We start from the raw sequence: 20,727 nt of genomic DNA, 5'->3' as shown, positions 1-20,727 counted from the left end.
GGCTCACACCTCGCGCAGCACCACGACCGAGCGCCGGCGGATCTCGAGGCACTCGCCGGCGGAGACGGTGGTCCCGACCGGCAGCCGGTCGTCGGTGCTGAGCACGACCTCGCCGCGCTGGACCCAGTCGTTCTCGGGCAGCTGGACCTGCTGGGGCACCGCGCCCGCGTTGAACCACATCATGAACGAGGCGTCCTGCTGCTGCTCGCCGTGCGGCCCGGGCGCGCGCAGCGGCTTGCCGGAGAGGAACATCCCCACGGTCTGCAGCTGCGGGTCATGCCAGTCCGCGCCGGTCATCTCCCGGCCCGACGGGTGCAGCCAGGCGAGGTCCTTGGGGCCGCCGACCATCGTGGGCCGCCCCTCGAACCAGTGCCGCTGGCGCAGCGCCGGGTGCTCGCGGCGCAGCCGCAGCGCGCACTTGGTGATCTCGTAGACGTCCAGCCAAGCGTCGTCGGGACGCCAGTCGATCCAGGAGGTCTCGTTGTCCTGGCAGTAGGCGTTGTTGTTGCCGCGCTGGGTGCGGCCCCGCTCGTCGCCGGCGGTGATCATCGGGACGCCGTTGGACAGGCACAGCGTCGCCATCATGTTCGCGGCCTGCCGGCGGCGTACGGCGAGCACGCCCGGGTCGTCGGTCTCGCCCTCGACGCCGTGGTTCCACGAGCGGTTGTTGTCGGTGCCGTCGCGGTTGTCCTCGCCGTTGTCCTCGTTGTGCTTGTGGGCGTAGGTGACCAGGTCGCGCACGGTGAAGCCGTCGTGGGCGGTCACGAAGTTGACCGAGTTGTACGGCGAGCGCCCGTCGTCGGCGTACAGGTCGCTGGAGCCGGCCAGTCGGGTGGCGACCGCGTGCAGGCCGGGGGAGTGGTTGCGCCAGAAGTCACGGAGCTCGTCGCGGTACCGGTCGTTCCACTCCACCCAGGGCGGGGGGAACTGGCCGACCCGGTAGCCCTCCATCGAGGCGTCCCACGGCTCGGCGATCAGCTTGACGTGGCGCAGCACCGGGTCCTGGCCGATCGCGATCAGCAGGTGGCAGTCCATGTCGACCTCGTGGTCGACGCGGGTCAGCGCCGACATCAGGTCGAAGCGGAACCCGTCGACGTGCATCTCGGTGACCCAGTAGCGCAGCGAGTCCAGGATCAGCCGCAGCGCGAACGGGTGGCCGGCGTCGACGGTGTTCCCGCAGCCGGTGACGTCCCAGTAGGTGTCGGGGGCCGGCAGGTCGGCGTCCGTGGCGGGCACCCGGCAGTAGACGCTGTCGTCGAGGCCCCGGAAGGACAGGGTCGGACCCAGCGGGCCGCCCTCGGCGGTGTGGTTGTAGACCACGTCGAGGATCACCTCGAGGCCGGCGTCGTGGAACGCCTTGACCATCGCCTTGAACTCGGTGACCTGCTCGCCGCGGTCGCCGCCGGCGGCGTACGCGTTGTGGGGGGCGAAGTAGCCCAGGGTGTTGTAGCCCCAGTAGTTGCGCAGCCCGCGCTCCAGGACGCCCGGCTCGGAGACGAACTGGTGGACCGGCAGCAGCTCGACGGCGGTCACCCCGAGGTCGCGCAGGTAGTCGGTGACCGCCGGGGTGGCCAGGCCGGCGTAGCTGCCGCGCAGCTCCTCCGGCACCCGGTCGTGCAGCGCGGTCATCCCCTTGACGTGCAGCTCGTAGATGACCGTGTCGCGCCAGCGCCGGCGCAGCGGGGCGTCGTCGCCCCAGTCGAAGTCGTCGTGGTGCACGACGCTGTGGGGGACGTGGGGAGCGGAGTCGGTGGTGCTGCGCTCGGTGGGCCGGCCGGGGACGTGGCCGAAGATCGCGGGGTCGAGGGTCAGGTCATCCGAGACGGCCCGGGCGAACGGGTCGAGCAGCAGCTTGTCGACGTTGAACCGCAGCCCCGAATCGGGGTCCCAGGGCCCGTCCACCCGGTAGCCGTACCGGGTGCCCGGCGCGAGCCCGGGCACCGCGCCGTGCCAGATCCCGAGCGTGTGCTCGGTCAGCGGGTGCCGGCGCTCGCCGCCCTCGTCGTCGAGGACGCACACCCACGCCCCGCTCGCCCGTGGGGCGTGCACGGCGAAGTTCGTGGCCTCGGGGGACCAGGTCGCGCCGAGCGGGTAGTGCCGACCGGGCCAGACGGGGGAGCGCTCGCCGGGGTGCTTCCACAGACGGGGGCTCACCCGGTCATTGTGGCAAAGCCGGGGCACAATGCGACCCGGAACGTGTCGACGAGCAGAGAAGAGGCAGGTCATGGCGGAGCAGGCGGGCGGTTTCACCGGCGAGTTCGTGCGGTTGGAGGTCGCCGACGGGGTGGCCACCATCCGGTTGGACCGGCCCAAGATGAACGCCCTGGACGCGGCCATGCAGGAGGAGATCCGCGCCGCTGCCGGCGAGGCCTCGCGTCGTGAGGACGTCAAGGCCGTCGTGGTGTACGGCGGCGAGCGGGTCTTCGCGGCCGGCGCCGACGTCAAGGAGATGGCGCAGATGTCCTACACCGACATGGTCCGCCGCTCCGGCGAGCTGCAGGCCTGCTTCACAGCGGTGGCCCGGATCCCCAAGCCCGTTGTCGCGGCGGTGACCGGCTACGCGCTGGGCGGCGGCTGCGAGCTGGCGCTCTGCGCGGACGTGCGCTTCGCCGCCGAGGACGCCGTCCTCGGCCAGCCCGAGATCCTGCTCGGGATCATCCCCGGCGCCGGCGGCACCCAGCGGCTCACCCGCCTGGTGGGGCCGGCGAAGGCCAAGGACCTGGTGTTCACCGGCCGCTTCGTGAAGGCCGACGAGGCGCTGGCCATCGGCCTGGTCGACCGGGTCGTCCCCGCTGCCGAGGTCTACGAGCAGGCGCTGGCCTGGGCGCGGCAGTTCACCGGCGCCGCGACGTACGCGCTGCGGGCGGCCAAGGAGAGCATCGACCGCGGTCTGGAGACCGACCTGGACACCGGCCTGGAGATCGAGCGCCAGCAGTTCGCCGCGCTGTTCGCGACCGAGGACCAGACCATCGGGATGCGCTCGTTCGTCGAGAACGGGCCGGGCAAGGCGGAGTTCCTCGGCCGCTGAGCAGCGCGCGGCGCAGCGCCGCCGCTTCCGGGGTGTGCCATCCTCGGGCCAGATTTTTTCACGAGGGCGGGAGCCCGGAACGGGGTGTGGCGTGGCGGAGACGAGGACCAAGGCGAGCGGTACGACGGCGCGGGTGCGGGTGTCGCTGGCCCAGGCGGCCTGGGCGCTGTGCGCCCTGTGCGCGCTGGTGCTGGCGGTCGGCGCGCTGCTGGTCGCCATCGAGGCGACCAACGAGTCCAACGACCTGGTCCGGTTCGTCCTGGACCTCGCCGGCGTCGTGGACCTCGGCGTCTTCTCCCGCACCGACGGGGTCTTCGACTTCGCCACGCCCACCAAGGACGCCCTGTTCAACTGGGGTCTGGCCGCGATCGTCTGGCTGGTGATCGGCCGGGTGCTGGACCGGCTGCTGCGCCCGTGAGCCTGGCCGCCCGGTGTTGAGGGGTGCCGGCCGGACCGAATCGGTCGGGACCTTTCGCTCCTGACCCCGGAAAACGAGGACATCTGGCGGTTGACAGATCTCCGGGCCGTTTGTCCTGCCGGTCAGTGCATCCGCGCTCATGCCCCCCGGAACCGTCAGCGCACACCGCCACGACGCCGGTCCAGACCAGGCTGGAGAAAAGGTGACCGGCCAGCCGCTACGACATCATTTATCGTATATTCCCCACTGAGATGTGGGCCACACCGCCGCGGTTGGTCCATCAGAGGAGGACTCATGCGTTTGCGTAGATATGCGGGCCTGCTGGCCGGGGCGCTCGTCGCCGGCACCATGTCCATTCCGATGCTGGCGTCGTCGGCGTCAGCCGCCCCGAGCACGGTCTCGGTGAGCCGCGACTTCGCCTGCAGCTACGGCGACTTCTCGCTGCCGTACGTCGTCACCACCTCGGTGACCGCGGACGGCGCCGCCGTCACCGCGACCCTGAATGACATGCCAGCGACCGGGTTCCCCACGGGCCTTAAGGTCGCGGGTTTCGAGGCCGAGATCGGTCTTGACCTGGATGGCGAGTCGGTGGAGCTCGCGGGTGAGAACACCTACCCCACGAACATCTCCGGTGGCGGCACCGGCGTCACGGTCCAGCTTCCGATGCCGGCGTTGGCGGGCACTCGTACGGCCACTGCCGCGCTGACTGCCGGAACGATCGACAGTCTTGACCTGGTCATGAAGGCTGGCTTCCAGTTCAGCCCGGCCGTCCCGGTGACGATCACCGACAACCCGCTGACCTGTGTGGCTGGTGCTGTGCAGACGTCGACGACGCTGGCCGCGACCTCGCCGTCGGCGGGTGTCGTGCAGCTCGCCGCGACGGTGGCCCCGACCGCGGAGGGCACCGTCGAGTTCCAGGAGGCTGGCGCCACGGTCGGCACCCAGACGGTCGCCGGTACCGGCGCGTCGCTCAACCTGAGTGGCGTCAGCGCCGGTGACCACAGTTACACGGCGAAGTTCGTGCCCACCGACGCTGCCGAGTTCGCCGCCTCGACCTCGGCCGTCGTCAAGGTCACGGTTGCGGCCTCCGGCCCGTCCGCGGCGTGCGTCACGGCACAGGACAGCGTCAAGAGCGCGCTGACTGCGGTCACGAAGGCTAAGGCTGCGGTCAAGAAGGCCAAGGCCAAGATCAAGAAGGCCAAGACCACGGTCAAGAAGGCCAAGGGCAAGAAGAAGCAGAAGGCCGCCAAGAAGCTCAAGAAGGTCAAGGCGTCCGCGAAGAAGGTCAGCAAGACCCTCGGCGCAGCGACGAAGAAGCACGCAGCCGCTGCCGCTGCGGCCAAGAAGGTGTGCTGATCAGGTAGCAGCGCACTGGTCGACGTGCCCCGGTCCTTCTTCCCTGAAGGGTCGGGGCATCGTCGCGTCCCCAGTGCCGCGTCGTCGACTTGCCACGTCGCGCAGCCGTCGTCGCGAGGCGGTCCAAGACAGGGGTCCCGCCGGTCGGAGCAGTCCTGTCGACCATGACAGCGGCACTGTGACGCAGCCAACCGCGGACGCCTGTGTCGCCGCTCAGGACGCGGCGGTAGCCTCACAGCCACACTCGAGTCCACAGGAGGGGCCGTCAGGCCATCGCCATGAACATTGTTGTCTGTGTGAAGCACGTGCCCGACTCCACCGCCGACCGGCAGTTCGAGTCGGACAACACCGTTGACCGCGTCGGCGTCGACGGACTGTTGTCCGAGCTCGACGAGTACGCCGTGGAGCAGGCGCTCCAGATCAAGGAGAAGGCCGGCGACGGCGCCTCGGTCACCGCGCTGTGCATCGGCCCCGAGAAGGCCGTCGACGCCGTCCGCAAGTCGCTGCAGATGGGCGCCGACAAGGGGGTCCACGTCCTCGACGACGCGATCGCCGGCTCGGACGCGATCGCGACCTCGCTGGTGCTGGCCAAGGCCGTCGAGAAGGCCGGGGCCGAGGGCCCCGTCGACCTCGTCGTGTGCGGCATGGCCTCCACCGACGGCTCGATGAGCGTGGTTCCGGCGATGCTCGCGGAGCGCCTCAACCTGCCGCAGGTCACCTTCGCCTCGGTCATCGAGAGCCAGGGCGACCAGGTCCGCATCAAGCGCGACGGCGACACCGCGACCGAGGTCATCGGCGCGACGATGCCGCTGGTGCTCTCGGTCACCGACCAGTCCGGGGAGGCTCGCTACCCCTCGTTCAAGGGCATCATGGCCGCGAAGAAGAAGCCGCTCGAGACCTGGTCGCTCTCCGACCTGGGCGTCGACGCCGGCGAGGTCGGCCAGGCCGCCGCATGGACGGAGGTCCTCGAGACCGCCGCCCGCCCGCCGCGGACCGCCGGCGAGATCGTTCAGGACGAGGACGGCTCGGGCGCGACCGCGCTGGTCGACTTCCTCGCGTCGAAGAAGTTCATCTGAGCCGCGGCTCAGGCCGCGTAGAGGAGCGAGTCACCCATGTCTGAAGTTCTGGTTCTCGTCGACCACGTCGACGGCACCGTCCGCAAGCCCACCCTCGAGCTGCTCGCGCTCGCCAAGCGCCTCGGCGAGCCCTCGGCCGTCTTCATCGGCGGGGCCGACCAGGCCGCCGCCGCGAGCGAGAGGCTCGCGGCGTTCGGGGCCGAGAAGGTCTACGTCGTCGACGACGCGCAGACCAAGGGCTACCTCGTGGCGCCCAAGGCCGAGGTGCTCCAGCAGCTGGCCGAGAAGACCTCCGCGGCCGCGGTGCTGCTGGTCTCGGGCTACGAGGGCAAGGAGATCGCCGGTCGCCTCGCGATCAAGCTCGGCTCCGGGCTGATCACGGACGCCGTCGACATCCAGGTCGACGGGGGAGTCCCGGTGACCACGCAGAGCGTGTTCGCCGGCAACTTCACGGTCACCGCGAAGGTCACCCGCGGCACCCCGATCATCACGGTCAAGCCGAACTCGGCGAGCCCCGAGGAGTCGGCAGGCGCGGGCACCGTCGAGGAGTTCGCCGCGACGATCTCCGACGACGCGAAGAAGGCGCAGATCGTGGCCTCGCAGCCGCGCAAGGCGACCGGTCGTCCCGAGCTCACCGAGGCCGCGATCGTGGTCTCCGGCGGCCGTGGTACCGGCGGCAACTTCGAGCCGGTCGAAGGCCTGGCCGACGCCCTCGGCGCGGCCGTCGGCGCCTCGCGGGCCGCGGTGGACTCCGGCTGGATGCCGCACACCTTCCAGGTGGGCCAGACCGGCAAGACCGTCTCGCCGCAGCTCTACGTCGCGAACGGCATCTCCGGCGCGATCCAGCACCGCGCCGGCATGCAGACCTCCAAGACCATCGTGGCTGTCAACAAGGACGAGGAGGCCCCGATGTTCGAGCTCGTCGACTTCGGCGTCGTGGGCGACCTGCACGCCGTCCTCCCGGCCGCGACCGAGGAGATCAACAAGCGCAAGGGCTGAGCCTGCGGCTCCCGCCTCCCGAGCCCGTCCCGCGCATTGCGCGGGGCGGGCTCGTGGCGTCCCGGCCCGTCGCCGCCGAGGCGGCGATAGCGTGCGGGGCGTGAGCCCCCCACCCCTCCGCCTGCACCAGCGGCGCGCGCTGGACGCGCTCGAGGAGGTCTGGGCGGCGCGGCGGGCCCGGGCCTGGGTGGTGCTGCCGCCCGGCGCGGGCAAGACCCGGGTCGGCACCGAGACCATCGCGCGGCGGCTGGCGTCCGGCGCCATCACCCACGCGGTCGTGCTCAGCCCGAACACCGCGATCCAGGGGCAGTGGGCGGCCGCCGCGGCCGCGCAGGGGCTGGAGGTCGGGGACTCCCGCGACCTGGCGACCACTGTCACGACGCTGACCTACCAGTCGGTCGCGGTCTTCGATCCCGACTCAGAGGCCGACCCAGGGGTCGACGCAGGGGCCGACCCAGGGGCCGATCCCGCGGCGGACGCCGACGACCAGCCCGGCGCTGCCGCCGAGCCGTCGCTGCTGGACCGCCTGCACCGCAACGGCCGCGCCCTGGTGGACCGGATGGACTCCATCCCGCGCCTGCTGATCGTGCTCGACGAGTGCCACCACCTCCTGGAGGTCTGGGGCCGGCTGCTGGCCGAGGTGCTCGAGCGGGTCCCCGACGCGCTGGTCCTGGGACTGACCGCTACCCCGCCGGAGGCGCTGAGCGGGGACCAGGCCGAGCTGGTCGCCGAGCTCTTCGGCGAGGCGGCCTTCACCGCGGGCGTGCCGGCCGTGGTCCGCGAGGGCGACCTCGCGCCGTACGCCGAGCTCGCGTGGCTGACCACGCCGACCGTCCACGAGGAGGAGTGGCTGGCCGGGGAGGCGGTGCGGTTCGCCGAGCTGACCACCGACCTCACCAGCCCCGACTTCGGCTCGGTGCCGTTCCTCCAGTGGCTCGACGCGCGCTTCGTCACCCCGGTGCCGCGGGTCCGCACCTGGGCGGAGGTGACCCGCGCCGAGCCGGCCGCGGCGGCCGCGGCCCTGCGCATGCACCACGCCGGCCTGCTCGCGCTGCCGGCCGGGGCCCGCCCCGCCGAGGCGCACCGGCGCCCGCCGACGGTCGAGGACTGGGTGCTGCTGCTCGACGACTGGCTGGACCGGCACGTGACGCTCACCGACGACGAGCGCGACCACCAGGTCCTGGAGGCGGTACGCCGCGCGCTGCCCGCGGTGGGCCACGTGCTGACCCGCCGCGGCATCCGCCGGGGGCGCTCCGCCGTCGACCGGGTGCTGGCCCGGTCGGAGTCCAAGACCACCGCGGTCGTGGAGATCGCCTCCGCCGAGGCGGTGACGCTGGGGGAGCGGACCCGGGTGCTCGTGGTCTGCGACCACGAGCGCGCGAGCGCGACCGTGTCCACCCGGCTGCTGGACGTGATCGACCCGCAGGCGGGGTCCGCCACCGCCGTGCTCGCGGCCCTGGCGGCGGACCCGACGACCCGGGCCCTCTCCCCGATGCTGGTGACCGGCTCGACAGTCGCCGGCACCCGCGAGGTGCTCGAGGCGCTCGTCGACCACGTCGGCCGCAGCGACCTCGCGCTGGCCGCGGCCCTGGTGATCACCGAGGACGGGCCGGTGGCCCGGGTGACCGGCCCCTGGACCAGCCGCCGCTGGGTCGGCGCGATCACCGAGCTGTTCGAGGCGGGCCGGTGCCAGGTGCTGGTCGGCACCCGCGGGCTGCTCGGCGAGGGCTGGGACGCCCGCCGGGTGAGCACGCTGGTGGACCTGAGCACCGCGACCACCACGACCGCGGTGGTCCAGACCCGGGGCCGGGCGCTGCGCACCGACCCGGCCTGGCCCGAGAAGGTCGCGGTGACCTGGTCGGTCGTCTGCGTCTCCGAGGAGCACCCCAAGGGCGGCAACGACTGGGACCGCCTGGTGCGCAAGCACACCGGCTTCCACGGCGTGGACGAGGACGGGGACATCGTCGACGGCGTCGCTCACGTGGACGCCGGGTTCTCGCCGTACGCACCACCGCCGGTGGCGGACTTCGCCGAGGTGAACCGGCGGATGCGGGAGCGCAGCACCCGCCGCGACCTGGTGCGGGCCAGCTGGCGGGTCGGCGAGCCGTACCGGGACCTGGTCGTCCCCACGCTGCGGGTGCTGGCCCGGGAGGTCCCGCCGACGGCGGCGGCCCCTGCGCCCGAGTACCCGACCGGGGAGCTGGAGCTGCTGATGGCCGCCGCGGACGGCGGGGCCGGGCCGGACCGGGTCCGGCCCGAGGACCGCGTGGTTCGGCTGTGGCCGCGCCCCCCGGAGGTGCGGCTCGGGCCCGACGGGCTGGACCCGGGACCGCACCGCCCGCCGCGCCTGGTCGGCGTCCGCGAGGCGACCACGACGCTCCTGGCCGCGACCGCGGCGAGCGGCTGGCTGGCGCAGCCGAGCGTGGGAGCGATCGCGGCGGTCCTCGCCGCGGGCGGCGCCGCGGCCACGCTCGGCCACCGCACCCGGGTGCTGAACCGGTGGGCCGGCGGCGTGCTCGCCCAGGTGGCCGGGCCGCCGAGCCTGGAGCGGGTCTCCTGCGCCCTGGCCGACGCGCTGCACGCCGCCGGCCTGGCCGGCGTCGGCGCGGAGGCGGTGGTCGTCGAGGTGCATCCCGGCGGCGAGCACCGGCTCCGGCTCGAGGACCCCACCGGCGCGGGGGCGGCCACGTTCACCGAGGCCCTCGACGAGCTGCTCGCCCCGGTCGGCACCCCCCGCTACCTGATCGGCCACCACGTCCTGGCCGCGCCCGCCGGCCCCGACGAGCGTCCGGTCGGCCGCGCCCGCCGCGGGGCGAGCGCGCTGCGCCGGCTGCGCCGCACCCCGCCGTCCGGACAGGTCTGGCACCAGGTGCCGACCGTGCTGGGCACCAACGGCGAGCGCGCCCGCACGCTGGCCGACGCCTGGGGGCGCTGGGTGGGCGGGACGACACTGCTGTTCACCGGCTCCCCGGAGGGCGCCGGGATCCTGGCCGCCTCCCAGGGCGCCGACCCGTTCGCGGTCACCACCGTCGTGCGCCGGCACTGGACCTGAGGCGGCGACCGTGGACCCCTTCTCCGACGCCGGGATGTCGCTGCGACCGCTCGAGGGCGGCTGGTCGGGCGAGACGTTCCTCGCCGAGGCCGGCGGCGAGCGCTCCGTCGTGCGGATCTACTCCCGGCCCAGCGACCGCGGGGACGCTGCCCACGAGGTCGACGCGGCGCTGCTGCGGCTGGTCCGCGGCCTGGTGCCGGTGCCGCGGGTTCTGGAGGTACGCCGCGCCGACGCGGCCTCCGGCGCCCCCGCGCTGCTGGTCACCGAGCACCTGCCCGGGACCCGCGGCGACCTGCTGCTGGCGACGCTCGACGAGGACGGGCTGCGGCGCGCGGGGGCCGCGACCGGCCGGATCGCCGCGACCCTGGCCGGCATGCCGCAGCTGCGTGCCGGCTCCTTCGTCGACGGGGACCTGACGGTCAGGCCTTTCGAGGCCGACGGCCTGCCCGCCTGGGTCGAGGACGCGCAGGCCCGGCTGCGCGGGTGGTCGGCCGCGGAGCTGACCGGGCTGCGGCGGGTCGCCGAGGACGCGCAGGCGCTCCTGGACACCGTGGAGCGGGTGAGCCTGGCCCACAGCGACCTGAACTCGAAGAACCTGCTGCTCGACCCCGTCTCCCTCCGGGTCACCGGGGTCCTGGACTGGGAGTACGCCCACGCCGGGCACCCGTTCACCGACCTCGGGAACCTGCTCCGCCTCGACCGGCACCCGGCGTACGTCGAGGCAGTGCTGGGCGCCTGGACCGAGCGGCACGAGACCCCGCCCGACCGGGCGCTGGACCTGGCCCGCTCGGCGGACCTGGTGGCGCTCCTCCACCTCGCGGTCCGGGCGGGGGAGAACCCGGTCGCGACAGCGGCCGACCGGCAGCTGCGCGCGGTCGCCACGACCGGCGACGTGCACGCCGTCCCCTGAGCACCCGAGCGCCCCACGGCGGGTGCTCACTAGGCTGGACCCATGAGCATCGAGCAGGACGTCGTCGCGGTCGCCGAGCGGTCCCGGGAGGCCAGCCACGAGCTGGCCCTGGCGACCCGGGCCCACAAGGACGCCGCGCTGCACGCGATGGCCGACGGCCTGCGGGCCCGGGCCCCGGAGGTCCTCGCGGCGAACGCCGAGGACGTCGCCCGGGCCGAGGCCGCGGGGACCCCCGCGAACATCGTCGACCGGCTCCGCCTCACCGAGGAGCGCATCGAGGCGATGGCCGGCGGACTGGTCGAGGTCGCCGGGCTGCCGGACCCGGTCGGGGAGGTGGTGCGCGGCAGCACGCTCGCGAACGGGCTGGAGCTGCGCCAGGTCCGGGTCCCGTTCGGGGTCGTCGGCATGATCTACGAGGCCCGGCCCAACGTGACCGCCGACGCCGCTGGCATCTGCCTGAAGTCCGGCAATGCAGTGCTGCTGCGCGGCAGCTCCAGCGCCCGATCCAGCAACCGGGCCGTCGTGGCGGTGCTGCGCGATGCGCTCGAGGCGACCGGCCTGCCCGCGGACGCCGTCCAGCTGGTGCCCGGCGACTCCCACGACAGCGTCAAGGCGCTGATGCGGGCCCGCGGCCACGTGGACGTGCTCATTCCGCGCGGTGGCGCCGGGCTGATCCGCTCGGTGGTCGAGGAGTCGACGGTGCCGGTGATCGAGACCGGCACCGGCAACTGCCACGTCTACGTCGACGCCGGGGCCGACCTCGACAAGGCCCTCGCGATCGTCCTCAACTCCAAGACCCACCGCACCAGCGTCTGCAACGCGGCCGAGTCGCTGCTCGTGCACGCCGACGTCGCCGAGGCGTTCGTGCCGCGGGTGCTCGCGGCGCTGCAGGAGCAGGGCGTCACCGTGCACGGTGACGCGGCGTTCGCGGCGTACGACGGGGTCGTCCCTGCCACCGACGAGGACTGGGCCGCCGAGTACCTCTCCCTCGACCTCGCGGCTCGCGTCGTGCCCTCGGTCGAGGAGGCCGTCGCCCACATCCGGCGCTGGTCGAGCGGGCACACCGAGGCGATCGTGACCGAGGACCTGGGCGCGGCCCGGCTGTTCACCGCGGCCGTCGACTCCGCCGCGGTGCTCGTCAACGCCTCGACCCGGTTCACCGACGGCGGGGAGTTCGGGTTCGGCGCCGAGATCGGGATCAGCACCCAGAAGCTGCACGCGCGCGGGCCGATGGGACTGCCCGAGATGACCTCCACCAAGTACGTCGTGACCGGGAACGGGCACGTGCGCTGAGTTCGGCCGCACCGACCGCTCGCGAGCGCAGCGGGCCGGGTAGGCTGCAGCCATGCTCAGCCCTCTGATGACCGTGCTCGCCGCCGAGGAGACCCACCACGAGGTCGACCACGCCCTGTCCTGGGGCATCGGCGCCGTCGTCCTGGTGATCCTGCTCGCCATGATCGGCGCGCTCGTCGCCTTCGGTGCCGGCCGCGACCACAGCTGACGTGACGCGTGCCGTGACCGGGCCCCGCCGCGTCGGGGTCATGGGCGGCACGTTCGACCCGATCCACCACGGGCACCTGGTGGCCGCCTCGGAGGTCCAGGCCTGGTTCGACCTCGACGAGGTCGTCTTCGTGCCGACCGGCGACCCGTGGCAGAAGAGCGAGCGACAGGTCTCGCCGGCGGAGCACCGCTACCTGATGACGGTGATCGCCACCGCCGCGAACCCCCGGTTCACGGTCTCCCGCGTCGACATCGACCGCGAGGGCCCGACGTACACCCGGGACACCCTGGCCGACCTGAAGGCCACGATGCCCGACACCGAGCTGTACTTCATCACCGGCGCCGACGCCCTGACCGAGATCTTCACCTGGCGCGACCCCGAGGAGCTGTTCGCGCTGGCCCGGTTCGTGGGCTGTACCCGCCCCGGGTACACCATGGACCCGGCGACGCTCGCCCTGATCCCGGACGACCGGGTCACGATGGTGGAGATCCCCGCCCTGGCGATCAGCTCCACCGACTGCCGGGCCCGCAAGGAGCGGGGCGAGCCGGTCTGGTACCTCGTCCCCGACGGCGTCGTCCAGTACATCGCCAAGCACGACCTCTATCCCGCCAAGCCCGATTCCGGAGTCTCATGACCGCCACCGACCACGCCGTCGAGCTCGTCCACGCCGCTGCCCGCGCGGCCTCCGACAAGCTCGCCCAGCAGCTCATCGCCTTCGACGTCAGCGAGCAGCTGGCGATCACCGACGCCTTCCTGCTCGCCTCGGCCAGCAACGACCGGCAGGTCAAGGCGGTCGTGGACGCCATCGAGGACAAGCTGCGCGAGCTCGGCGCCAAGCCGATCCGCCGAGAGGGCCAGCGCGACGGCCGCTGGGTGCTGCTGGACTACGGCGACATCGTCGTGCACGTCCAGCACGAGGAGGAGCGGGAGTTCTACGCGCTGGAGCGGCTCTGGCGCGACTGCCCGGCGATCGCGCTGCCGGCCGACGTGACCGAGGCGCCCGCGGCCCCCGCCACGGATGAGCAGTAAGCGCCTGGTCCTGCTGCGGCACGGGCAGACCACCTGGAACGCCGAGCACCGCATCCAGGGCCAGCAGGACGTCGAGCTCGACGACACCGGGCACGCGCAGGCCGCCGCCGCGGCGCCGTACGTCGCGGCGTACGCGCCGAGCCTGCTCTGGTGCTCCGACCTGGCCCGGGCCCGCCAGACCGCGGCGTACGTCGCCAAGGAGACGGGCCTGGACCCGACCTACGACGCCCGGCTGCGCGAGAGCGCGCTGGGGGAGTGCGAGACGCTGACCCACGAGGAGCTCGCCGCGGCCTCGCCCGAGCAGTACGCCGCGTTCCGGCGCGGCGACTGGGACCTGCTCCCGGGCGCCGAGGGTCAGGCCGTCGTGCGCGAGCGGATGGTCGCGGCGCTGGAGGACCTGCGCGCGGCGCTGCCCGAGGGCGGCACCGGCGTCGCGGTCTCCCACGGCGCGGCGCTGCGGGTCGCGGTGGCGGGGCTGCTGGGCTGGCCCGAGGGCGCCCAGTGGACGCTGGGGAACCTGCGCAACTGCCACTGGGTGGAGCTCGCCGAGTCTCCCGCCCGGGGCGGCCGGCTGGTGCTCGAGGGCTACGGCCTGACCCCGATTTCCCTTTCCCGGGACTGACTGGCTAATATTCCGCAGGTCGCTCGGCCGGGGAACCGGAAGAGCAACGATGGGGCTGTGGCGCAGCTGGTAGCGCATCTGCATGGCATGCAGAGGGTCAGGGGTTCGAGTCCCCTCAGCTCCACCATCGAGACAGAGTCGAAGCAAGGCCAGTGGCCGTGCCCGGTTCCTCCACGGAGGAGTCGGACACGGCCACTGGTCATTTGCGGCCCCGGCGCTCGGTCAGCCCACGGCCTTCTTGACCAGCGTGGCGATGGTCCTCGCCGCCCGCTCGCCGAGGTCGGTGACGGCGTACGAGGTCGGCCACAGGCCGATGTCGTCGTCGAGGTCGGCCTCGGGGGTGAACCCGAACGTCGAGTAGCGCTCCTGGTCGGCCCGGCCGCTGCGGAAGAAGCACACGACCTTGCCCCGGCGCGCGTAGGCCGGCTGGCCGTACCAGAGCTTCGGCGCCAGCTCGGGCGCACTCTCGGTGACGATGGCGTGGATGCGCTCGGCCACGGCCCGGTCGGCGGGCTCCATGTCGCGGACCTTCGCCAGCACGTCGAGCTCGTCGGCGGCGGCCCTGTTGCCGCGGCCCCGGGACCTCTCCTTCGTCAGCTCGGCGGCACGCGCCTCGAGTGCCGCCCGCTCCTCCGCGGAGAACCCGCCTGTGCTGCTGCCGGTGCCGTCGGGGCCCTTCGTGCTCATCGCTGCCTCGCTCGGGTCGGTGGGTCGGTCCTCGGACGCTAGCCGCGCTCCGGCGGCCAGTGCTTCCCGATTCCTGACCGATTCCCGACCGGTTCCGCCCGTTCCCCACCGTCCTCGACCCTGGCACGATGGCGGCCATGGGGCAGGAGGACGCCCAGGCGCAGCGCCTGCGGGCGATCACGGTCATCCGGCGGGTCCGGGACCGGATCGACCGCGAGTACGCCGAGCCGCTGGACGTCGAGGCGCTGGCCCGCGGCGCGCACCTGTCGGCCGGGCACCTGAGCCGGGAGTTCCGTCGGGTGTACGGCGAGTCGCCGTACGCGTACCTGATGACCCGGCGGATCGAGCGGGCGATGACGCTGCTGCGCCGCGGGGACCTCAGCGTCACCGAGGTCTGCTTCGCTGTCGGGTTCTCCTCGCTGGGCACGTTCAGCACGCGGTTCACCGAGCTGGTCGGTGTCGCGCCGAGCGTCTACCGGCGCGACCACTCCCGCGCCGCGGCCGGCATCCCGCCGTGCCTGGCCAAGCACGCGACCAGGCCGGTCCGGAGCCGGGAGACGCGCACCGGATAGTCGCCGCCGGCGCCTCAGGCGGGCCCGCGGACCTCGCCGTCGCCGCCGGCGGCCAGGGAGCGGCCGATCACCAGCCGCTGGATCTGGTTGGTGCCCTCGAAGATCTGCATCACCTTCGCCTCGCGCATGTAGCGCTCGACGGGGAAGTCGCGGGTGTAGCCGTAGCCGCCGAGGACCTGCACCGCGTCGGTGGTCACCCGCATGGCGTTGTCGGTCGCGACCAGCTTGGCCACCGACGCCTCCCGTCCGAACGGGAGCCCGGCGTCCTTGAGGCGTGCGGCGTGCAGGGTGGTCGCGCGGGCCGAGGCGACGGCCGCCTCCATGTCGGCCAGCAGGAAGGCGAGCCCCTGGTGGTCGATGATCCGGGAGCCGAAGGTCTCCCGCTCCCGGGCGTAGGCCACCGCGTGGTCCAGCGCTCCCTGGGCCAGCCCGGTGGCGACCGCGGCGATGCCGAGCCGGCCGGAGTCGAGCCCGGCCAGCGCGATCTTCAGGCCCTCGCCCTCCGCGCCGAGGCGCCGCTCGACAGGCACCCGGACGTCGTCGAAGCGGACGGTCGCGGTGGTCGACCCGGTCAGGCCCATCTTGTCCTCGGGCTTGTCCGCGGACAGACCGGGCGTGTCGGCGGGGACCAGGAAGCAGGAGATGCCGCGGCGGTCTCCGGGCTCTCCCGCGGTCCGCGCCATCACCGTGTAGAAGTCGGCCTGGCCGCCGTGGGTGGTCCACGCCTTGGCGCCGTTGATGACGTACTCGTCGCCCACCCGGGTGGCCTTGGTCCGCATCGCGGCGGGGTCGGACCCGGCGTGCGCCTCGGAGAGGCAGTACCCGCCGAGCAGCTCGCCGCCCAGCAGGTCCGGCAGCCACCGCCGCCGCTGCTCCTCGGTGCCGCGGGTGGCCAGCGCGAAGCCGGAGAGCGCGTGCACCGAGACGCCGACGCCGACGCTGGCCCAGACCGCGCCCAGCTCCTCGAGCACCTGCAGGTAGACCCCGTAGGGCTGGCCGCCCCCGCCGTCCTCCTCGGGGTAGGGCAGGCCGAGCAGTCCGGTGCGGCCGAGCAGCCGGAACACCTCGCGCGGGAACTCCTCCTCGCGCTCGGCGCGGGCCACGCGCGGCGCCAGCTCGGTGGTGGCGATCTGGCGCACCAGTCGGATCAGGTCGGCGGCCTCGTCGGTGGGCAGCACGCGTCGTGCGGTCATGGTCGCGGCTCGCTCTCGCGCTCGGGAACTGTACTCAGCAGCGTACGGGAGTACGGTTATCCGCTTCGATAGGGTCCTGCGAGCAGCCCAGCGGGAGGTGAGGGATGACGACGCCCGTCGTACGCCGTCGGCGCAGCGCGCGCCAGCTCGACCTGCTCGACCGACTGGTGGCCCTGATGGCCGCGGAGGGGTTCGCCCACCTCACGCTCGACGACGTCGCGGAGCGGCTGCACTGCTCGAAGTCCACCCTCTACGTGCTGGCCTCCTCCAAGCAGGAGCTGGTCGTCGAGGTCGTCACCCAGTACTTCCGGACCTCGGCGGCCGTCGTGGAGGAGCGGGTGGCCCGGGTCGAGGGGCCGCTGGAGCGCGTCGTGGCTTACCTGGAGGCGGTCTCCTCGCGTCTGGCCCTGCTCTCGCGGGAGTTCCTGGAGGACCTGGCCGACTTCGGCCCGGCCGCCGCGGTCTACCGCCGCAACACCGAGCTGGCCGCCGACCGGATCCGCGAGCTGATCGCCGAGGGGATCGCGGGCGGCGGGCTGCGCTCGGTGCACGCGGCCTTCACCGCCGAGATGATCGCGGCGACGATGTTCGACATCCAGCGCGGCGAGCTCACCGCCCGGCTCGGCATGGACGACGCGGCGGCGTACGCCGAGCTCTCCACGCTCGTCGTCCAGCTGCTGGCGCCGGCCGACCCGCCCGGGTCTCGGACGTGAGCCGACCCGCCAGGACGAGGTCCTGGCGGGTCGGAGCCGGGGCGCGGCGGGGGCGGGGGCGGGTGCTCAGCCGGCGGCGCGGAACGGGTCGTGCTCGGCGAGGATCCGGTCGACACGCGCCTGGTCCAGGCGGGTGACGACGTACTGGGTCTCCTGGGCGTCGCGCACGCACTTGGCGAGCGTGAACGTCGAGGAGACCAGGAACAGGGAGGTCATCGCCAGGAAGGCCCGCACCCAGGGGTCGACGGGCAGGAACAGCATGGCGAGGCCGAGGGCGAACAGGCTGATGCCGAAGGCGAGGCCGGCCTGGACGAAGAAGGCGGTGGTGTTCTTGCTCTGGTTCGGGTTCGGAGTGGTCATGGGGAAGACCCTCCCGGGAATCGGCGCCCGGCGCCTGAGTCGACGTACTCAAAACCCGGTTTAGGGCAGCCTCACCTTTCTGGAATCACTCCAGAAAGCGTGGCAGGGTGGGGGCTTCCCCGACCGCTCCCCCCGAGAGGAACCCCCGTGTCCGACGTCCTGCACACGAACGCCCCGACCCACGTCGCCCGCCCCGCGTTCCAGGCCTCCGAGCAGCTCGCGACCCACCTCCAGCAGCTCCTCGTCGACCTGACCGACCTGCACCTGCAGGGCAAGCAGGCGCACTGGAACGTCGTCGGCCTGAACTTCCGCGACCTGCACCTGGCCCTCGACGAGGTCGTCGACGCCGCACGCGAGTTCTCCGACACCGTCGCGGAGCGGATGCGCGCGATCTACGTCACGCCCGACGCCCGCGCCGCGACCGTGGCCGAGCTGACCAGCCTCGCGCCGTTCCCCGCCGCCGAGGTGAACACCGCGGAGACCGTCGACCTGATCAGCGGCGCGCTGTACGCCGTGGCCGGCACCGGCCGCCGCATCCACGACGAGGTCGACGCCGAGGACCCCACCAGCGCCGACATCATCCACACGGTCCTCGAGCGCCTCGAGCAGCTGGCCTGGATGATCGACGCCGAGAACCGGGTCGCGAACAAGAGCCTGCCCCGCCCGATCCACCGCTGAGCCGCGGCCGGGGCGCGCCGGGTCAGCTCACCTCGAGCTCGGACCAGTCGACCCGGGCCAGCCGGGCGCGGTACTCCGCAACCAGGCCGGGCCAGTTGGTGGTGATCCGCTCCCCGTCGACGTACCAGCTCTCGCAGCCCGCGAACGCGCTGCGCGAGAGCCGGGTCTGCATCTCCCGGTCGTAGTCGTCGTAGACCTCGGGGCGGACGCCGACCAGCCGGGCCCGGCCCGCCGCGACCGCGGCGGCCACCTCGGCGACGTACTCGGCCTGCGCCTCGAGCATCGCGATGATCGAGCTGCCGCCGAGGTTGGTGTTGGGGCCGTAGAGGCAGAACAGGTTCGGGAACCCCGGGACGCTGAGGCCGAGGTGGGCGCGGGCGCCGTCCGCCCAGGCCCGGCGCAGCGAGGCGCCGCCCGGGCCGGTGACCTCGAGCGAGCCGAGGAAGTCGGTGGCCGCGAACCCGGTGCCCCAGACCAGCACGTCCGCCTCGTGCAGGCGCCCGTCGGCGGTGCGCACCCCGCCGGCCTCCAGTCGGGTCGGGGGATCGGTGACGACCTCGACGTGCGGGCGGGCCAGCGCGGGATACCAGTCGTTGGAGAACAGCATCCGCTTGCAGCCCAGTCCGTAGTCCGGGACCAGCCGGGCCCGCAGTGCCGGGTCCGGCACCTGCGCCCGCAGGTGCGCCCGCCAGCCCAGCCGCAGCGCCCCCAGCAGCGGCCGGCTCAGCCGGGAGTCGCCGGACAGGGCGGCGTTGAAGCGCTCGGTGAGCCAGAACCAGGCCCGGCGCTCGGCCTTCATCAGCGCGGGGAGCCGACGCAGCACCCGGTGGTGGCGGGGCCGGAAGGCGCGGTCCGGCTTCGGCACGACGTACGGCGCCGAACGCTGGAGCACCGTGAGCGAGCCGACCCGGTCCACGATGCCCGGCACCAGCTGGATCGCGCTGGCGCCGGTGCCGACCACCAGCACCCGCTTCCCGGTCAGGTCGACGTCGTGGTCCCACTGCGCGGAGTGGAACGTCGGGCCGTCGAAGCGGCCGGGCAGCCGCGGCACCGCCGGCTCGGAGAGCTGACCGGTCGCGGTCACCACCAGGTCCGCCTGGTACGTCGTGCCGGTGGCCGTCTCGACGCGCCAGCAGCCGGCGGTGTCGTCGAAGCGGACAGCCGTGACAGCGGTCCCGGTGCGGACCAGGTCGAGCAGTCCCTCCGCCGCGGCGGTGCCCCGCAGGTAGTCGAGGATCTCGGGCTGGGTGGGATAGCGGCGCCCCCAGTCCGGGTTGAGCGCCCAGGACCACGAGTAGAGGACCGAGGGGACGTCGCAGGCGGCGCCCGGATAGGTGTTGTCGCGCCAGACCCCGCCGATGTCGTCGGCGCGCTCCAACACCGTGACGTCGCGGATGCCGCGCCGCAGCAGCGTGCGGGCGACGCCCAGCCCGCCGAACCCGGCACCGACCACGACCACGCGAGGACCAGTCATGGGGCCGAACCTAGGGCGGCCGGCGCCGGCGGGGGAGACGCCCGCGGGCGGCAGAGTCCATAATTCCGGCCATGACCGTGCTCGCCGACCCGGCCGCCCGCGGCTGGGACTTCCCGCGCGCGGTCGCCGGCGTCGCGCTGCTGGTGCGGCACGGCCGCTCCCGCGGCGTCCCGGCCGAGGCGGCGCTGGCCGGCAGCGGCCTGGCCGCCGAGGACCTGCTCGCCCGCGACCCGGCGCCCGAGGTCACCGCCGCCCAGGAGCTGCGGGTGGTCCGCAACCTGGTGCGCCACCTCGGCCCGGACGCCGGCGCCGAGGTCGGTCGCGCCTACCGGGCCGAGACCTTCGGCGCGTTCGGCTACGCGCTGGTGGCCAGCCGGACGGTCCTGGACGCGGTGGACCTCGCGCTGCGCTTCATCGACCTGTCCTTCACGTTCGCGATCCCGCGCGCCGCGGTGGTCGGCGACCGGGTCGTCGCCACGGTGGACGCCGGCGGGCTGCCGGCCGACGTCCGGGCGTTCCTGCTGGCCCGCGACGCCACCGCCATCCACACAGTGCTCGCCGACCTGGTCCCCGGCGGCGTCGGCGCCGACCTGGTGGTCGGCGAGCGGACGGCGACGCTGAGCTTCGCGGCCACCGAGCTCGCCCGCCCGCTGCCCACGGGCGACGCCCGGTCGCTGGCGGTGGCCCGGTCGGTCTGCGCGGAGGCCGCCCGGCGGCGCCGCGAGCGACCCGGCACCGTCGCCGACGTCCGGGTGCTGGTGACCCAGCAGCTCGTCCACGGCGCCCCGATGGCGGTGGTGGCCGCGGGTCTCGGGCTCAGCGAGCGGACCCTGCGCCGCCGGCTGGCCGCCGCCGGCACGTCGTACCGCGCCGTCGTGGAGGAGGTCCGCGCCGGGCTGGCCTGCTCGCTGCTGGCCGGTCCCGCCACCATGCCGGTGGCCGGGCTGGCGCAGCGCCTCGGGTACGCCGACGCGACCAGCTTCGGGCTGGCCTTCCGCCGCTGGACCGGGACCAGTCCCGCGGCGTACGCCCGAGCGGCGCGGTAGCATGGCCCCATGC

The 20,727-nt window shown here is 73.6% G+C and carries 21 protein-coding genes and 1 tRNA gene; 17 read left to right on the top strand and 5 right to left on the bottom strand.

Annotated elements, in window-relative coordinates:
- Positions 1–3: 3 nt before the first annotated feature.
- Complete coding sequence (gene glgX, locus EBO35_RS13430) at positions 4–2,154, bottom strand: glycogen debranching protein GlgX (protein ID WP_206422562.1); 2,151 nt, start codon at positions 2,152–2,154, stop codon at positions 4–6.
- Between the two features lie 70 nt (positions 2,155–2,224).
- Here glgX and EBO35_RS13425 point away from each other — a divergent pair, with 70 nt between their 5' ends.
- The 13 genes from EBO35_RS13425 to EBO35_RS13370 all read left to right on the top strand — a co-directional run bounded on the left by EBO35_RS13425 (position 2,225) and on the right by EBO35_RS13370 (position 14,118).
- On the top strand, positions 2,225–3,028 hold the full coding sequence (locus EBO35_RS13425; RefSeq protein WP_122818148.1) for an enoyl-CoA hydratase/isomerase family protein: 804 nt from the start codon (positions 2,225–2,227) through the stop codon (positions 3,026–3,028).
- A gap of 91 nt (positions 3,029–3,119) precedes the next feature.
- Positions 3,120–3,446, top strand: coding sequence for a hypothetical protein (locus tag EBO35_RS13420; protein ID WP_127480631.1), 327 nt, complete (start codon positions 3,120–3,122; stop codon positions 3,444–3,446).
- Between the two features lie 294 nt (positions 3,447–3,740).
- A complete protein-coding gene (locus EBO35_RS13415) occupies positions 3,741–4,802 on the top strand; it encodes an Ig-like domain-containing protein (RefSeq protein ID WP_122818146.1) in 1,062 nt (353 codons plus the stop codon).
- A 296-nt stretch (positions 4,803–5,098) separates the two neighbouring features.
- Positions 5,099–5,878: an electron transfer flavoprotein subunit beta/FixA family protein gene (locus EBO35_RS13410; protein ID WP_241153700.1), complete on the top strand. Its 780-nt coding sequence runs from the start codon at positions 5,099–5,101 to the stop codon at positions 5,876–5,878.
- 36 nt (positions 5,879–5,914) lie between these two features.
- Positions 5,915–6,877 carry an electron transfer flavoprotein subunit alpha/FixB family protein gene (locus tag EBO35_RS13405; protein ID WP_122818144.1) on the top strand — a complete coding sequence of 321 codons (963 nt, stop codon included), beginning with the start codon at positions 5,915–5,917 and terminating at the stop codon, positions 6,875–6,877.
- A gap of 100 nt (positions 6,878–6,977) precedes the next feature.
- Positions 6,978–9,929 (top strand): DEAD/DEAH box helicase, encoded by a 2,952-nt coding sequence (locus tag EBO35_RS20225; protein WP_263457633.1) that lies wholly within the window; start codon positions 6,978–6,980, stop codon positions 9,927–9,929.
- A 10-nt stretch (positions 9,930–9,939) separates the two neighbouring features.
- Positions 9,940–10,839, top strand: a complete 900-nt coding sequence (locus tag EBO35_RS13395) for a phosphotransferase family protein (protein WP_241153699.1) — start codon at positions 9,940–9,942, stop codon at positions 10,837–10,839.
- 42 nt (positions 10,840–10,881) lie between these two features.
- Positions 10,882–12,132, top strand: coding sequence for a glutamate-5-semialdehyde dehydrogenase (locus tag EBO35_RS13390; protein WP_122818142.1), 1,251 nt, complete (start codon positions 10,882–10,884; stop codon positions 12,130–12,132).
- Between the two features lie 52 nt (positions 12,133–12,184).
- Complete coding sequence (locus tag EBO35_RS19520) at positions 12,185–12,340, top strand: hypothetical protein (protein ID WP_164477963.1); 156 nt, start codon at positions 12,185–12,187, stop codon at positions 12,338–12,340.
- A gap of 1 nt (position 12,341) precedes the next feature.
- Complete coding sequence (gene nadD, locus EBO35_RS13385) at positions 12,342–12,974, top strand: nicotinate-nucleotide adenylyltransferase (RefSeq protein WP_263457632.1); 633 nt, start codon at positions 12,342–12,344, stop codon at positions 12,972–12,974.
- The gene (gene rsfS, locus EBO35_RS13380) at positions 12,971–13,369 is read left to right on the top strand and encodes a ribosome silencing factor (protein ID WP_122818141.1); all 399 of its coding nucleotides are present in this window, start codon (positions 12,971–12,973) and stop codon (positions 13,367–13,369) included. The genes nadD and rsfS overlap by 4 nt, the downstream gene beginning before the upstream one ends.
- Positions 13,359–13,991: a histidine phosphatase family protein gene (locus tag EBO35_RS13375; protein WP_122818140.1), complete on the top strand. Its 633-nt coding sequence runs from the start codon at positions 13,359–13,361 to the stop codon at positions 13,989–13,991. Before rsfS ends, EBO35_RS13375 begins: the two co-directional genes overlap by 11 nt.
- Before the next feature lie 51 nt (positions 13,992–14,042).
- Positions 14,043–14,118 (top strand) — tRNA-Ala (locus EBO35_RS13370).
- Positions 14,119–14,213: 95 nt separating this feature from the next.
- On the opposite strand, the gene EBO35_RS13365 is transcribed toward EBO35_RS13370, so the two are convergent.
- A complete protein-coding gene (locus EBO35_RS13365) occupies positions 14,214–14,678 on the bottom strand; it encodes a DUF1801 domain-containing protein (protein ID WP_122818139.1) in 465 nt (154 codons plus the stop codon).
- A 137-nt stretch (positions 14,679–14,815) separates the two neighbouring features.
- On the opposite strand from EBO35_RS13365, the gene EBO35_RS13360 reads away from it, so the two are divergent.
- The gene (locus EBO35_RS13360) at positions 14,816–15,250 is read left to right on the top strand and encodes a helix-turn-helix transcriptional regulator (protein ID WP_122818138.1); all 435 of its coding nucleotides are present in this window, start codon (positions 14,816–14,818) and stop codon (positions 15,248–15,250) included.
- A 14-nt stretch (positions 15,251–15,264) separates the two neighbouring features.
- Here EBO35_RS13360 and EBO35_RS13355 read toward each other — a convergent pair whose 3' ends face one another.
- Positions 15,265–16,443 (bottom strand): acyl-CoA dehydrogenase family protein, encoded by a 1,179-nt coding sequence (locus EBO35_RS13355; protein ID WP_122818137.1) that lies wholly within the window; start codon positions 16,441–16,443, stop codon positions 15,265–15,267.
- A 104-nt stretch (positions 16,444–16,547) separates the two neighbouring features.
- On the opposite strand from EBO35_RS13355, the gene EBO35_RS13350 reads away from it, so the two are divergent.
- The gene (locus tag EBO35_RS13350) at positions 16,548–17,156 is read left to right on the top strand and encodes a TetR/AcrR family transcriptional regulator (protein ID WP_122818136.1); all 609 of its coding nucleotides are present in this window, start codon (positions 16,548–16,550) and stop codon (positions 17,154–17,156) included.
- A gap of 66 nt (positions 17,157–17,222) precedes the next feature.
- Here the strand turns inward: EBO35_RS13350 and EBO35_RS13345 are convergent, their stop codons facing one another.
- Positions 17,223–17,516 carry a YiaA/YiaB family inner membrane protein gene (locus EBO35_RS13345; RefSeq protein ID WP_122818135.1) on the bottom strand — a complete coding sequence of 98 codons (294 nt, stop codon included), beginning with the start codon at positions 17,514–17,516 and terminating at the stop codon, positions 17,223–17,225.
- A 147-nt stretch (positions 17,517–17,663) separates the two neighbouring features.
- On the opposite strand from EBO35_RS13345, the gene EBO35_RS13340 reads away from it, so the two are divergent.
- Positions 17,664–18,194: a Dps family protein gene (locus EBO35_RS13340; RefSeq protein WP_122818134.1), complete on the top strand. Its 531-nt coding sequence runs from the start codon at positions 17,664–17,666 to the stop codon at positions 18,192–18,194.
- Between the two features lie 22 nt (positions 18,195–18,216).
- Here the strand turns inward: EBO35_RS13340 and EBO35_RS13335 are convergent, their stop codons facing one another.
- Entirely contained in the window at positions 18,217–19,668 is a 1,452-nt protein-coding gene (locus EBO35_RS13335) for a flavin-containing monooxygenase (RefSeq protein WP_122818133.1), read from the bottom strand.
- A 71-nt stretch (positions 19,669–19,739) separates the two neighbouring features.
- Between EBO35_RS13335 and EBO35_RS13330 the strand changes: the two genes are divergently transcribed.
- Positions 19,740–20,714, top strand: a complete 975-nt coding sequence (locus EBO35_RS13330) for an AraC family transcriptional regulator (RefSeq protein WP_122818132.1) — start codon at positions 19,740–19,742, stop codon at positions 20,712–20,714.
- Positions 20,715–20,727: the final 13 nt, after the last annotated feature.

The sequence above is a fragment of the Nocardioides pantholopis genome, assembly GCF_003710085.1.
GTDB classification, from domain to species: Bacteria; Actinomycetota; Actinomycetes; order Propionibacteriales; family Nocardioidaceae; genus Nocardioides; species Nocardioides pantholopis.
This window is presented reverse-complemented; position numbering and strand designations above follow the sequence as displayed.

Coding starts and splice junctions, on each gene's coding strand:
- EBO35_RS13425 (WP_122818148.1), top strand. CDS start 2,225: ATGGCGGAGCAGGCGGGCGGTTTCACCGGCGAGTTCGTGCGGTTGGAG.
- EBO35_RS13415 (WP_122818146.1), top strand. CDS start 3,741: ATGCGTTTGCGTAGATATGCGGGCCTGCTGGCCGGGGCGCTCGTCGCC.
- EBO35_RS13405 (WP_122818144.1), top strand. CDS start 5,915: ATGTCTGAAGTTCTGGTTCTCGTCGACCACGTCGACGGCACCGTCCGC.
- EBO35_RS13390 (WP_122818142.1), top strand. CDS start 10,882: ATGAGCATCGAGCAGGACGTCGTCGCGGTCGCCGAGCGGTCCCGGGAG.
- EBO35_RS19520 (WP_164477963.1), top strand. CDS start 12,185: ATGCTCAGCCCTCTGATGACCGTGCTCGCCGCCGAGGAGACCCACCAC.
- rsfS (WP_122818141.1), top strand. CDS start 12,971: ATGACCGCCACCGACCACGCCGTCGAGCTCGTCCACGCCGCTGCCCGC.
- EBO35_RS13375 (WP_122818140.1), top strand. CDS start 13,359: ATGAGCAGTAAGCGCCTGGTCCTGCTGCGGCACGGGCAGACCACCTGG.
- EBO35_RS13365 (WP_122818139.1), bottom strand. CDS start 14,678: ATGAGCACGAAGGGCCCCGACGGCACCGGCAGCAGCACAGGCGGGTTC.
- EBO35_RS13360 (WP_122818138.1), top strand. CDS start 14,816: ATGGGGCAGGAGGACGCCCAGGCGCAGCGCCTGCGGGCGATCACGGTC.
- EBO35_RS13355 (WP_122818137.1), bottom strand. CDS start 16,443: ATGACCGCACGACGCGTGCTGCCCACCGACGAGGCCGCCGACCTGATC.
- EBO35_RS13350 (WP_122818136.1), top strand. CDS start 16,548: ATGACGACGCCCGTCGTACGCCGTCGGCGCAGCGCGCGCCAGCTCGAC.
- EBO35_RS13345 (WP_122818135.1), bottom strand. CDS start 17,516: ATGACCACTCCGAACCCGAACCAGAGCAAGAACACCACCGCCTTCTTC.
- EBO35_RS13335 (WP_122818133.1), bottom strand. CDS start 19,668: ATGACTGGTCCTCGCGTGGTCGTGGTCGGTGCCGGGTTCGGCGGGCTG.
- EBO35_RS13330 (WP_122818132.1), top strand. CDS start 19,740: ATGACCGTGCTCGCCGACCCGGCCGCCCGCGGCTGGGACTTCCCGCGC.